This window comes from Marinomonas communis (genome assembly GCF_004363305.1).
GTDB lineage: Bacteria > Pseudomonadota > Gammaproteobacteria > Pseudomonadales > Marinomonadaceae > Marinomonas > Marinomonas communis.
Window position 1 is genome coordinate 197178 of sequence record NZ_SNZA01000002.1, and the last position, 13444, is coordinate 210621.

The 13444-nt window shown below is 49.1% G+C and carries 14 protein-coding genes; 11 read left to right on the plus strand and 3 right to left on the minus strand.

Annotated features, from left to right (window positions below; translation table 11 throughout):
- The first annotated feature begins 5 nt into the window (after window positions 1–5).
- From hutH to C8D85_RS07375, 4 genes are read left to right on the plus strand one after another with little or no spacing between them, the layout of a single operon-like run.
- Window positions 6–1544, plus strand: a complete 1539-nt coding sequence (hutH, locus tag C8D85_RS07360) for a histidine ammonia-lyase (protein WP_133561193.1) — start codon at window positions 6–8, stop codon at window positions 1542–1544.
- 24 nt (window positions 1545–1568) lie between these two features.
- Entirely contained in the window at window positions 1569–2798 is a 1230-nt protein-coding gene (hutI, locus tag C8D85_RS07365; RefSeq protein WP_133561195.1) for an imidazolonepropionase, read from the plus strand.
- Window positions 2795–3604: an N-formylglutamate deformylase gene (hutG, locus tag C8D85_RS07370; RefSeq protein WP_133561197.1), complete on the plus strand. Its 810-nt coding sequence runs from the start codon at window positions 2795–2797 to the stop codon at window positions 3602–3604. Before hutI ends, hutG begins: the two co-directional genes overlap by 4 nt.
- A 24-nt stretch (window positions 3605–3628) precedes the next feature.
- A complete protein-coding gene (locus C8D85_RS07375) occupies window positions 3629–4090 on the plus strand; it encodes a GNAT family N-acetyltransferase (RefSeq protein WP_133561199.1) in 462 nt (153 codons plus the stop codon).
- Window positions 4091–4105: 15 nt separating this feature from the next.
- Here the strand turns inward: C8D85_RS07375 and C8D85_RS07380 are convergent, their stop codons facing one another.
- Window positions 4106–4567 (minus strand): Lrp/AsnC family transcriptional regulator, encoded by a 462-nt coding sequence (locus C8D85_RS07380; protein WP_133561201.1) that lies wholly within the window; start codon window positions 4565–4567, stop codon window positions 4106–4108.
- Between the two features lie 152 nt (window positions 4568–4719).
- Between C8D85_RS07380 and C8D85_RS07385 the strand changes: the two genes are divergently transcribed.
- From C8D85_RS07385 to ppnP, 3 genes are read left to right on the plus strand one after another with little or no spacing between them, the layout of a single operon-like run.
- Entirely contained in the window at window positions 4720–5760 is a 1041-nt protein-coding gene (locus C8D85_RS07385) for a zinc-dependent alcohol dehydrogenase family protein (protein ID WP_133561203.1), read from the plus strand.
- Window positions 5761–5769: 9 nt separating this feature from the next.
- The gene (gene proC, locus C8D85_RS07390; protein WP_133561205.1) at window positions 5770–6594 is read left to right on the plus strand and encodes a pyrroline-5-carboxylate reductase; all 825 of its coding nucleotides are present in this window, start codon (window positions 5770–5772) and stop codon (window positions 6592–6594) included.
- Entirely contained in the window at window positions 6595–6906 is a 312-nt protein-coding gene (ppnP, locus tag C8D85_RS07395) for a pyrimidine/purine nucleoside phosphorylase (protein WP_133561207.1), read from the plus strand. It abuts the gene before it with no gap.
- Between the two features lie 66 nt (window positions 6907–6972).
- Here ppnP and C8D85_RS07400 read toward each other — a convergent pair whose 3' ends face one another.
- The gene (locus C8D85_RS07400; protein ID WP_211342155.1) at window positions 6973–7854 is read right to left on the minus strand and encodes a DMT family transporter; all 882 of its coding nucleotides are present in this window, start codon (window positions 7852–7854) and stop codon (window positions 6973–6975) included.
- Between the two features lie 132 nt (window positions 7855–7986).
- Window positions 7987–8820 carry a helix-turn-helix domain-containing protein gene (locus tag C8D85_RS07410; protein WP_133561209.1) on the minus strand — a complete coding sequence of 278 codons (834 nt, stop codon included), beginning with the start codon at window positions 8818–8820 and terminating at the stop codon, window positions 7987–7989.
- 216 nt (window positions 8821–9036) lie between these two features.
- On the opposite strand from C8D85_RS07410, the gene C8D85_RS07415 reads away from it, so the two are divergent.
- The 4 genes from C8D85_RS07415 to C8D85_RS07430 are packed head-to-tail and all read left to right on the plus strand — an operon-like array spanning window position 9037 to window position 13395.
- On the plus strand, window positions 9037–10176 hold the full coding sequence (locus C8D85_RS07415) for an ornithine cyclodeaminase family protein (protein ID WP_133561212.1): 1140 nt from the start codon (window positions 9037–9039) through the stop codon (window positions 10174–10176).
- 22 nt (window positions 10177–10198) lie between these two features.
- Complete coding sequence (locus tag C8D85_RS07420; protein WP_133561214.1) at window positions 10199–10621, plus strand: Rid family hydrolase; 423 nt, start codon at window positions 10199–10201, stop codon at window positions 10619–10621.
- Between the two features lie 51 nt (window positions 10622–10672).
- Complete coding sequence (locus C8D85_RS07425; protein WP_133561216.1) at window positions 10673–11965, plus strand: NAD(P)/FAD-dependent oxidoreductase; 1293 nt, start codon at window positions 10673–10675, stop codon at window positions 11963–11965.
- A gap of 38 nt (window positions 11966–12003) precedes the next feature.
- Entirely contained in the window at window positions 12004–13395 is a 1392-nt protein-coding gene (locus C8D85_RS07430) for an APC family permease (RefSeq protein ID WP_133561218.1), read from the plus strand.
- The last annotated feature ends 49 nt before the right edge of the window (window positions 13396–13444 follow it).

The following is a 13444-nucleotide window of genomic DNA, read 5'->3' on the forward strand; positions in this document are numbered from 1 at the left end:
ATAACATGTTTGAATTCACTATTAATCCCGGCCAACTTACCCTAGCGGACTTGCGCCAAATCAGTCGTCGTAAGGTGAAATTAAGCCTAGACCCTGCTGCGATTCCTGCGATCGAAGCCAGCACAAAAGTCGTCGATGATGTGATCCGTGAAGATCGCACCGTCTACGGCATCAACACGGGCTTTGGTCTATTGGCAAATACGCGTATTGCCCCTGATGATCTCGAAGAGCTACAACGCAGTATCGTGTTATCCCATGCGGCGGGTACTGGCGATTTGATGGATGATGCCACCGTAAAAATGGTGATGGCCCTTAAAGTGAATAGCTTGGCGCGTGGTTTCTCTGGCATTCGCCTTTCTGTGATCGAAGCCTTGATCACACTGATTAATAAAGAAGTTTACCCATGCATTCCGAAAAAAGGTTCGGTGGGCGCGTCAGGTGACTTGGCTCCTTTAGCGCATATGAGCGCGGTATTACTTGGGGAAGGCAAAGCGCGCTACAAAGGCGAAATCCTATCTGGCCAAGCAGCTCTTGCGGTAGCGGGATTAGAACCGATTACCCTTGCGCCAAAAGAAGGTTTAGCCCTACTTAATGGTACTCAAGCTTCGACGGCGTTCGCTCTGGAAGGCCTATTCGAAGCGGAAGATCTGTTTGCCAGCGCCATTACCTGTGGTGCGTTTTCAGTCGAAGCGGCTTTGGGTAGCCGTCGTCCATTTGACGAGCGTATCCATCTGGTTCGCGGTCATCAAACGCAAATCGATGTGGCGGCGGCATACCGTCACCTTCTTGGCGATACCAGTGATATCGGCAGCTCCCATGTGGGCTGTGAAAAGGTACAAGACCCATACTCTCTGCGTTGCCAGCCACAAGTCATGGGCGCTTGCTTAGAGCAAATCCGTAATGCGGCGAACACACTGCGTGTGGAAGCGAACTCGGTATCAGACAACCCATTGGTGTTTGCCGAAGATGGCGACATCATTTCAGGGGGTAACTTCCACGCTGAGCCCGTTGCTATGGCAGCCGATAACTTGGCCCTCGCCATTGCTGAAATCGGCAGTCTTTCGGAGCGCCGTATGGCACTTCTGATCGACAGCGGCCTAAGTAAATTACCGCCGTTCCTAGTGGATAATGGCGGCGTCAACTCTGGCTTTATGATTGCGCAAGTCACCGCTGCAGCGCTTGCCAGTGAGAACAAAACCTTTGCTCACCCTGCTTCAGTAGACAGCTTGCCTACCTCAGCCAACCAAGAAGACCACGTTTCGATGGCCACCTTTGCAGCACGCCGTCTACGTGATATGTCAGAAAATACTCGCGGCATTTTAGCTGTCGAAATCTTGGCAGCCGCTCAAGGTCTGGATTTCCGTGCGCCATTGAAATCGACCACGATCCTTGAACAAGCGAAAGCGGAACTGCGTTCCCATGTACCGTTCTATGACAAAGATCGTTACTTCGCTGCAGACATTGAGAAAGCCACGTCCTTGTTAAAAGAAGCGGCGCACAATGGCTTGATGCCAGCTGGCTTGTTACCAAGCTTGAGCGCATAAAGAGAGAAGGACAGACCAAACAAAATGAGTAAGGCAGACACCATGATGGATTGGGACAGTGTATGGATTGGCGCTCAGATTGCGACCCTAGAAAACGGCCAATACAACGTTATTGAAGACGGTGCGTTGGCGGTTAAACAAGGCCGCATCGCTTGGCTGGGCGCAAAGCAAGACTTGCCCGCGCATCAAGCCCAACACACCTATCAACTGGAAGGTGGGGTAATCACACCGGGCTTGGTGGACTGTCATACCCATTTGGTTTTTGGTGGTAATCGCGCCAATGAGTTTGAAATGCGACTCAATGGTGCGACTTACCAAGAGATCGCCAAAGCAGGAGGCGGCATTGTCTCTTCTGTTAATGCCACCCGTGCCGCCAGTGTTGACGAACTGGTGGACACTGCACAGAAACGTCTGAATAGCTTGATGGCGGACGGCGTGACAAGCGTGGAAATTAAGTCCGGTTATGGCTTGAACGCTCAAAGTGAAATAGCCATGCTGCAGGCGGCCAAAACACTGCTCGACAATAATCCGGTGGATATCAAAACCACCTGCCTAGCAGCCCATGCCTTGCCACCAGAGTTTGCCGGGCGTCCAGACGATTACATCGATTACGTGTGCCAAGAGATCCTGCCTCAGGTGGCGCAACTCGGGCTAGCCGATGCAGTGGATGCTTTTTGTGAAGGCATTGGTTTCTCTGTGGCGCAGACTCAGCGTTACTTCGAGGCAGCGAAAGCGCTTGGTTTACCGGTAAAACTGCATGCGGAGCAACTTTCTTCCCTAGGTGGTTCCTCCATGGCGGCCGGTTATCAGGCTCTATCAGCAGATCATTTGGAGTACGTGACCGAGGACGATGTCAAAGCCATGGCGGATGCCGGTACCGTCGCCGTGATTTTGCCGGGCGCCTACTATGTTTTACGTGAAACACAAAAACCGCCCATTGATTTGTTCCGTAAACACAAGGTACCCATGGCCATCGCGACCGATGCCAACCCTGGTACAGCCCCTGTGTTGTCCTTGCGTCTGATGATGAACATGGCCTGCACCTTGTTTGGTATGACCCCAGAAGAAGCCTTAGCAGGGGCGACCATTCATGCTGCTAAAGCATTAGGGATGGAACAGCAGGTCGGCACGTTAGCGGTTGGTAAACAAGCCAACTTTGTCCATTGGGATGTGCAAACCCCTGGAGAATTGAGCTATTGGCTAGGGGGGCAATTTGTCTTACAACGGGTTTATCAAGGGGAAGTTTGTTCATGAGCGCAGCACTGAAAACACCAGCCTTTCACTTTCAACAAGGTGAGACCCCTTTACTGGTCAGCATGCCTCACTCTGGCACGCAGCTCACCGATGACGTCAACGCAGGACTGACAGGTGACGCTCAATGTTTGCCGGATACGGATTGGTTTATTCCCGAGCTCTACCCATTTTTAGAGACTTTGGGCGTCGGCGTTATCCAAGCCAACTATTCTCGGTTTGTCATCGACTTAAACCGCCCTTATGACGATAAACCATTGTACCAAACGAAAACCACTGGCCTGTTCCCAGACATCCTATTTGCCGATCAGCCCGTGTTCCAGTCGGGCCATGAGCCTTCTGCAGAACATCGCCAGTTTTGCAAAGACCATATTTGGCGCCCTTATCATGACACCATCACCCAAGAACTCGCTCGGCTAAAGGACAAATTTGGCTACGCCATTTTATTTGATGCCCACAGTATCGCGGCGCAGGTGCCTATGCTGTTTGAAGGCACCTTACCGGACTTTAACTGGGGAACGAATGAAGGCTTGTCTTGTGATGAGCGTATTCGTCATGCGGTGAATCAAGTGATCGAGCCACACTACAGCCAAGTGACCAATGGCCGTTTTAAAGGGGGCTACATTACCCGTCATTTCGGACAGCCTGAGCAAGGTATCCACGCTATTCAACTAGAGCTTTCCCAAGCCACGTACCTCGACACTGACAAAGCCGCCCATCATGAGTACGCTTTAGACCAGAATAAACTGCCTCATATACAAAACCAGCTACAAAAGGTCATTGGAGCGATTCTTGCTACAAAGCTATAGCCCTATTTAAAAAGAGTTGTAGCAATGGATATTAAAATTGATGATCTTTCTTGTGGTGAAGTGATCAAATTATTGGAAGAGCATCTTGCAGATATGTATGCAGTATCTCCTCCTGAGTGTGTCCATGCCTTGGATGTAGAAGCATTGAGATCACCAGATATCACCTTTTTCAGCGGCTGGATAAATGGCGTGTTGCAAGGATGCTTAGCAATCAAGCAACTCACGCCAAACCATATTGAATTAAAATCAATGCGAACCTCCAGCGCTGTACGCCAATCTGGCATTGCAACAAAACTCTTGAGACATACTTTGAACGTTGCAGCAGAACGTGGCTATTCATATGCAAGCCTAGAAACAGGGACACAAGACTTTTTCCTGCCTGCGCGCAGACTCTATGAAAAGTTTGGCTTCGAGTATTGCGGCCCCTTCGCAAATTACAAAGAAGATCCGCATAGCTGCTTCATGACAAAGTGCCTGACAAAATAATTGGAGACTAACTGACTACTCCAAAGGCAGCCGCGTCGAAGACTTCACTTCTCTTAAAGAGATATTGGAGCGAATGGCAGACACACCAGGTAGCTTGCGCAAGGTATTTTCGACAAAAGCACTGTAGTCGTCTAAATCCTTCGCAACGACTTGTAGCATAAAATCCGCTTCCCCTGTGGTGTTATGACAAGCCTGTACGTTTTCTGACTCTTCAATGATGCGTTCAAACAACAAAGTACTTTCTTCATCGTGGCTGGTACATGAGATTTGGACAAACGCCATCACACCAAACCCGACCTTACGGCGATCAATATTCGCCTGATAACTGCTGATCACCTTCTCTTCTTCGAGCTTTTTTAAACGTCGCCAGCAAGGCGTCTCGCTTAAAGACAACGCTTCGGCCAATTTTGCATTGGAGAGGCGACCATTTTTCTGTAATAGGGCCAAAAGCTGAATATCGGTTCTATCTAATGCCATTATTGAAACACTCTTACAAATATAAGGTTAAATAAGAAAGACTCTTTTAAAAAGGATGGCATTTCTGAGGTAAATAGCAAGGTAATTCCTCACCACTTTCGTACACTGAAGTCTGTAGATTGATACCTAGCCAACAGATTAAGAGGTGTGCCATGAAAGCCGTAGTGATCGAACAATTTTCATCTTTACCGACCATTCAGACCGTTGCAGATCCGACGCCTGCGTCCCATGGTGTTGTGATCAAAGTGGAAGCAACCGGTGTTTGCCGCAGCGATTGGCATTGCTGGCAAGGGCACGATACGGACGTGGTATTACCTCATGTTCCGGGCCACGAATTCGCGGGCGTCATCGCAGAAGTCGGTAAAGACGTGACGCGTTTTAAAGTCGGTGATCGTGTCACCGTTCCCTTTATCAACGCTTGTGGCGGCTGTCCAGAATGTAACTCTGGCAATCATCAAGTCTGTGGCAACCAAACACAACCAGGCTTCACCCACTGGGGTTCCTTTGCTGAATACACCACAGTGGATCAAGCAGATGTGAACCTTGTTGCTATGCCTGAAGACCTAGAGTTCACCACAGCAGCGAGCCTAGGCTGTCGTTTCGCTACCTCATTCCGTGCTGTGGTCGATCAAGGTAAAGTCTCTGCTGGACAATGGGTGGCGGTCCACGGTTGTGGTGGTGTCGGTTTATCTGCCGTCATGATTGCGCAATCACTGGGTGCTAATGTCATCGCGATTGATATTGACCAAGGCAAGCTGGAATTGGCGAAATCCCTAGGTGCAGTAGCGACCATCAACGCAAATCAAGTAGCCGATGTCGCTGAAGCGGTGGTCGAAATCACTAAAGGTGGCGCTCACGTTTCATTAGACGCATTAGGCCATTCTATTACCGCTTTCAACTCTGTAAGAAGCCTGCGTAAGTTGGGCAAACACATTCAAGTCGGGCTACTGCTCGCAGACCATGCTGCTCCGCCGATGCCCATGGCGAAAGTGATTGCTGACGAACTTGAAATCATCGGTAGCCACGGCATGCAAGCCTACCGCTACGACGCCATGTTAAGCATGATGCTTTCAGGCAAATTGGCGCCACAGAAGCTTTTAGGCCGCACGATCAGCCTAGAACAATCCATTGAAGCACTTACCACGATGGATACTGCCAGCGCGACAGGCGTTACCATTGTTACCGAGTTTTAGGAGCCAGAAGTGTCGATTAAGCAAAGTAAGATCGCCTTTATTGGCGGTGGAAATATGGCCGCAGCGATCGTCCAAGGCCTGCTCAAACAAGGTCATACAGAGCAAAGCATCGTTATCTGCGAACCCAACGCTAAGCGTGCTGAATGGCTGAAGAGTTCCTTTAATGTCCCTGTGACGGACTCAGCCGAAGTCGCTGTCTCCTTTGCAGATGCCGTAGTCTTGGCAGTGAAACCACAAGTCATGCTTTCTGTTATCGAGCCTTTGGCTCAAACAGATGCCTCAGCAGGAAAGGTCTTTATTTCTATCGCCGCGGGTACAAGTGTGCAGACGCTGGCAAGTGGACTGGGGCAAGACACTGCGATTGTGCGTCTTATGCCAAATATGCCTGCGCTGGTTAATGCAGGCATGACTGGCCTCTATGCCAACGAGCATACAGACGACCAGCAAAAAGAGATCGCGAAGTGGGTTGCTCAAGCCTGCGGAGCACTGATTGAACTAGAAGATGAAAACCAGATTAACGCTGTCACCGCGCTTTCAGGAAGTGGCCCAGCGTATTTCTTATTGATGATGCAGGCAATGCAGGAACAAGGTCGTAGCCTTGGGTTGTCTAATCAACAAATCAAAACGCTGGTCACGCAAACTGCAATTGGTGCGGGGCAACTTGCACAGGCTTCCGAATATAGCCCTGAAGAACTTTGCCAACAAATTGCATCGAAAGGTGGGACAACCGAAGCCGCCTTAAATGTGCTTAAACGCGCTAATGTAGACGGCGCTACACGACAGGCGGTCAAAGCGGCCTATGACCGCTCAATTGAATTAAGTGGAGCAAAATAAATGTCTCAATATGACAATGTCACAGTAATCAAAAAAGCGAATCAATACTTTGACGGACAAGTCACAAGTAGAAGCTTGGAGCTTAGTGATGGTAGCAAAGTAACTCTTGGTATTATGAACCCAGGAGAATTTGAGTTCAGCACTAGTGCCAAAGAACGCATGGAAATCCTGAACGGAGATCTTTTAGTTCTGCTGCCAAACGAAACAACTTGGCAGTCATACTCCAGTGGTGACGTCTTTTACGTACCAGAAAACGCTAGTTTTCAGGTGATTGCAAACAGCGTTGTAGACTACTGCTGCGCCTATCTTTAATAGCACTTTCAACCAAGTTCAGAGCAAGTAGGCACTGAAAATAAAAGCGTAGCGCTCTTAGGGACGCTACGTTTTACTTCTGCCATTTATCACCAAATAAATCCCACCAAGAATCAGTGCGGCTGAGATGATCAGTCGCATAGTGAGTGGCTCTGCGACAAAGAGAACTCCTCCGATCGCGGCGATTACTGGCACCAATAACTGCAACACACCGGCTTGGGTTGCACTTAAGTGTCTCAGTACGCGATACCAAATACTATAGCCGACACCAGAAGCCAGACCGCCAGATAGCGCAGCCAAGAGCAGGCCTTGTGGTGTGGCGAACCATTGATCCAGCGTTATCACCCCAAGTAAGACTGCCATGGGTACCGTGCGTAAAAAGTTGAAGCTGGTGTCTGCCAAAGGTGCGTTAGAACCTCTGCCTAATAAGGTATAACCGGCCCACGCCATCCCTGCTAACGCCATAAGCACTACTCCCATAATCGAAGGCGTTGATACTTGTGGTAGGACTAAATACACCAGCCCAGCAAAAGCGATCAATATGCCTATGACCTCAAGCCCTCGCAATCGATGCCCCTCTAGAAAGGTGGCAACCACCATGGTGAGCTGCACCATACCGAATAACACCAAGGCGCCACTGCCGGTTTCCAGTTGCAAATAGGCGTAAGAAAAGGCCACCGCGTAGGCAAACAACATCAAGGCTGCTAGCCAGCTACCTCGTTTAGAAGGCGCTGCTTCAGAGCCCATTGGACTCGTTGCCTTTAGCGCACGTTTAGAAGATAAGCGATTAAAGTACAGCAACAGCAGTAAAACCAATGCGCCTGTTATAAGCCGTACAATGGTAAACCCCGCTGCATCAATCCACTGCTCCGCCAACGCCAGTCGGGAAAAAACAGAGTTCGCAGCGAACGCAACAAGAGCCAAAACCGTCAGCCAAACCGTGGTCATAAGCGGAAAATCGTCCGAATTATTCAAAAAGAACCATGGTTATATCATGTTATTTGTTCAACAGATGCCCGAGAAGCGAGAAAAAACCGCACAAGGAATGTGCGAGGTGAGTACAACGCGCCCTAGTCTTGATCAAAAATGCTGTATACGTTCGAGGTAAGTTTGCTGCTTTACACGGTTTTGATAAGTCATTGGCGTAGCATGAACGAGCTTTTTAAACTCTCTTAAGAAGTGCGGTTGGTCACTAAAACCTAGATCAAACGCCATATCAGAAAACACCACCTGATCACTGTGATTGATCTGATAAACCGCCGATTGGCAACGCACAATTCGTCCAAATTGCTTGGGGGTCATGCCCATATCTGCTCGAAATTGACGTTGAATGGTACGCGTGGTGTAGCCAGTTAATTCGGCTAATTCATCGATCCTAACATTGCCCTGTAAAGCAAAAATTCGTTGCACCACAGCCTGTGTTAATGGGGCCAATTGCCGAGCACTTTTGCCTTCAAAAAACTGCTGAAATGACGCTACTTGATCGGAAAAGTTCGACTGACTGACAACCGTCTCAAACAGTTGATCTGCATGGGGAATAACGTCTTGTAAGCTAAAGTGGTGCTCTATTAACTCCTGCGCTGACACCCTTAAACAATCTGGAATTATGCCTGACGCAAATCGCACGCCGAAGTAACGATGATCTTCGACCAAATGAATATCAATGGCCTCCATGGGCGTACCAAACACTTCTGCTGTGGGACGACTCGCATCGCAGTCAAAGATGATGTCGACACAACCATCAGGTATGGCAATGGTTTCTTGCTTGGAGCGAGACATTTCAAAACTGTAAAAATGCGATATGGCTGGGTTCGTAGAACTGGCCACCGAAAACTTTTCTGCCGCACTTAATACCAGCCAAGGCTGCTTCGAACGAATTTTACCGAGACGATCAATCGTATTTTGATGAGCCATACCCACACCTTGCAAAAATAGACGATAGCGTCACGTTGCAAGCAAGATGCCATATTTTCTCTCAATTTAAAGACATTTAATCGTGTCGCAAAAATTCAATACCCGCCATTTTTTACACCCTAGGATGAAATGAATCCGATCCGAAGCACATTTCTTCAATCGGCAAAACAGCACATTAGACGTTCTCGTCATGACCAAATTTGAGGGGTTAAAACCATGTCCGACAACACAAAAATCGATTTCATTTACCTATCAGAACCAGACATGATCAAAGCCGGCGTGACCAACATGCCGACTTGTGTCGACACAATGGAAGATATGTTCGCCCTACTGCACAAAGGCGACTACCGCATGGCGGGACCAAACAACGACTCTCACGGTGCCATGGTCACCTTTCCTGAGCAGCCTGACATTCCAACCATGCCACGACACACCCCTGATCGACGCTTAATGGCGATGCCAGCATACCTGGGTGGCGACTACCAGACTTGCGGCGTGAAATGGTACGGCTCCAACATTGAGAACCGTGAAAAAGGCTTACCTCGCTCGATCTTAATGTTCACTTTGAACGACGCCGACACCGGAGCACCGCTTGCTCACATGTCCGCTAATCTACTGTCTGCGTACCGTACCGGTGCCGTCCCAGGCGTTGGCGCAAAACACCTCGCCCGTAAAGACTCAAAAGTCGTTGGTTTGTTAGGCCCTGGGGTGATGGGCAAAACGTCTATCGCAGCCTTCATGGCCGTTTGCCCAAATATCGATACCTTGAAGGTAAAAGGACGTGGTCAGAAAAGCTTGGACAGCTTCTTAACATGGGTTAACCAAACCTTCCCGCAAATCACCAATGTTCAAGTGGTTGATACCTTAGAAGACGTCGTCCGTGACGCCGACATCGTTACCTACTGCAACTCAGGTGAAACCGGCGATGTCAGCACTTATCCAATCGTAAAACGCGAGTGGGTCAAACCTGGCGCATACATTTCCATGCCTGCCTATTGCCGCTTTGATGCGGAGCTAGAAGCCAATGATGTTCGCAAAGTCATGGACAACATCGGCCTGTACGAAGCGTGGCACGAAGAAGCACCAAAACCTGCTCACATGTACATCCCAATCATTGGTTGCCGTTTTATGGACATGATTGACGAAGGTTTAATGACCAAAGATCAACTGGAAGATCTGGGAGCCATTTGTGCTGGTGAGGCACCTGGACGTCAGAATGACGATGAAATCATCGTGCTCTCAGTTGGCGGCCTACCTACAGAAGACGTGGCTTGGGCGACCAAGATTTATCAAAACGCCATTGACCAAAACATCGGCGTCAAACTGAACCTTTGGGACACACCAACACTGCGCTAATCAAATACGCTGAGAGCATTTTATGACCGATATTATCAAAGTAAAAACTGGCAACGTGTTTGAAGAAAAAGCCAGTTATTCAAGAGTGGTGGCAGTAGAAGACTGGATCTTTGTTTCCAATACCGCCGGCAGACACCCAGTTACCAAAGAGATTCCCGAAGATGTCACGGCACAGACACTACAAGTCTTTGCCAACATCGAAAGCGCTTTGCATAGCGTTGATGCTTCTCTTGGTGATGTGGTGATGTCTCGCGTATTTATTCAAAACCCAGTGGATACCGAGGTTGTGATGGCCGTCATTGGGGAGAAGTTTAAAGGCATCAACCCAGCGACAACCGTGACTTGCCCACCACTTGGTTCAACCATTTATAAAGTGGAATTAGAGCTGACGGCTTATCGCGGCTCCGCTAAAGCAAAAGTCAAAGAAGTCCTATTGACCCAGTAATACAGCCAAAGCGCTAAGCCCTCTTAGCGCTTTTTTGTTTTGGAAAACGCCATGTTAAAAACACTTGTCAAAGTTAACACCAGCAATCAACTGCCGGATTCAACCTCTGTCGTCATCATCGGCGGTGGCATTGTCGGCATTTGTGCGGCGCTGACACTAGCAGAGCGCGGAGTACCCGTCGTGGTGCTTGAAAAAGGTCACATTGCTGCCGAGCAGTCTTCGCGAAATCTGGGCTGGATTCGTAAAACCAGCCGCCACGCAGAAGATGTTCCATTGGCGCAAGCCGCTGACAAAATTTGGAGCAACCTGTCTGAACGAGTTGATGCGCCCGTTGGCTATCGTCAGGCAGGCATCATGTTCCTTGGAGACACCGATGAGCAGATGGCCATTCATGAAAAATGGTTGGACTCTGTCGCAGGTCTGGATCTCGATTCCACTCTCTTAAGCAAAGCAGAGCTAGATAAGCTTGTTCCCGGCGGGAATGGCTCTTGGAAAGGAGCGGTATATACCCCATCGGATGGTCGCGGTGAACCAACGTTAGCAACCAGCGCCATAGCTAATGCTGCCATCAAATATGGCGCGACCATCGTGCAGCAGTGCGCCGTTCGAACGCTGAGTATGCAAGCCGGCAAAGTCTCTGGTGTTATCACCGAGCTGGGGGAAATTCGCTGTGACCAAGTCCTCCTAGCCGGCGGTGCTTGGTCCCGAAGATTTTTGGGTAATCTGGGTGTGCAACTGCCTACGCTACCGGTCATTGCTTCGGTGTTGAGAACCAAGCCGATCAAAGGTCCCACTGAGATTGCCGTAGGAGGCTCAGACTTCTCATTTCGTAAGCACCAAGATGGTGGCTTTATCATCATGCAACGGGGCAAAGTCGATGCTCCATTGACCTTGGATCACCTTAAGATCGGTCTGCAATTCAAAGACCAATTACGCTTCGGGAAAGACGCGTTAAACATTTCATTTGGCAAAGAGTTTTTTGAAGACTTATCAACGCCTCGATCTTGGACAGCCAACAAGCGCTCTCCATTTGAATCCATTCGTGTTCGCGAACCCAGAATAAATCATGGCTTATTGGATGATGCCATGCGCAATACCATCAACGCTTGGCCCATTTTCAAAGACGCAGAATTAGAAGAATCGTGGGCAGGTTTGATTGATGTGACCCCGGACTCCATGCCGGTGATTGACCGTGTCCAAGACATTCCTGGATTGACTGTTGCGACAGGCTTCTCGGGACATGGCTTTGGTACTGGCCCAGCGGCGGGACAACTCGCAGCGGATATTGTCATGAACGACTCGCCGCTCGTCGACCCCGCTCCGTATCGATTTAACCGATTTTAGGTTTAGCACATTGTGTCATTCACAAGAGGAACAGAATAATGAGTGATATTACCACCACCGATGAGTTAAGCATGGCGTCGCCTTCGACCATGCAAAAAAGTACTAAGATAGGCCTAATCACGATGATGGCGATCTGTATAGGATTGGTCATTGTCCAAGGCGCGATGATTTCGGCCCTGCAAGGTATCGGAATGGGCGGCACGACGTTTGTGTTTGCAATGATTGCGGCTCTGATTATCTCCCAGTGTAATGCGATGAGCTTTGCAGAGCTTTCGCTAATGTTCCCCCAAGAAGGCACGTTAGCCACTTACACACAAAAGGCCATTGGCCACTTCCCAGCGATCGTTGCGGTCTTTGCCGGATACGTTATCGTCGCCAGCTTAGCGGTTCCTATTGAAATGTTTTTAGTAGATGCCATGCTCGCAGAGCTTCTACCTGGTATGTTTCCAGAAAAGCTTGTTCCTCTACTGATCTTAGCCGTACTCGCCATCACTAACCTAGTCGGGGCAGATGTGTTTGCCAAAGTGCAAAACTTCATTGCCTTTGTTTTGGTTAGCGCAATGGTTTTGCTGGGATTAGCAGCCATCTCGGGCGGCTCGGAGTCTGTTCAAACGCTACAAGGCACCTCAGTCGACTGGGGATTTGCCGGGGTGCTAGACGGTAGTTTCATTGGCCTAATCGCGTTGGCAATGTGGCTGTTTGTGGGGGCAGAATACATTTGCCCTATGATTAACGAAGTCAAAGACCCCAACAAAAATATTCCAAGAGCAATGAACCTATCTTTGTTCGCTATTTTCGGAATATTTTTGGCGTTTGTCTTTGGTGCCAGCTTAGTCCTTGATACAGAAACCTTGCTTGGTTCACCGATCCCTTACTTAGATTATGCCAATGCGGTATTTGGTAAATCAGGTCTGTTTATCGCCACAGTAATGGCCCTTGCCGCTACCTGTAGCACAATCAATACGATCCTAGCGGGTCTTCCGCGTATGCTTCACGGTATGGCTCAACAGAAACAAGCGTTCCCAATGCTAAAAGCGGTCAACCGCTATAATACGCCTTGGGTAGGCATCATCATGATGGCGCTGTTTACATCGATCCCGTTTGTGACGTTGGACATCGACTCGCTGATCGTTCTCGTCATTGCGGCAACCACCAGTTACCTATTGGCGTACATCATCTCTCATATTGATGTGATCGTACTACGACGCCGCTTTCCTAACCTGAAGCGCCCATACAAAACGCCGTTTTACCCCATTCCGCAAATTGTAGGGATCGTCTCAATGCTGTATGTCATTATCAATAACTCTCCCGCGCCAGAAATGACCCAAATGGTCTTTACCATTGCAGGAAGCATGCTGGCGGTCGTTGCCATCATCGGCGCACTTTGGGTGAAGTTCTACATGAAAAAAGGGCTATTCGAAGCCGATTAATCTCGCTTGATACCATAAGCGCTCCAGATATTTGGGGCGCTTCCTCGTC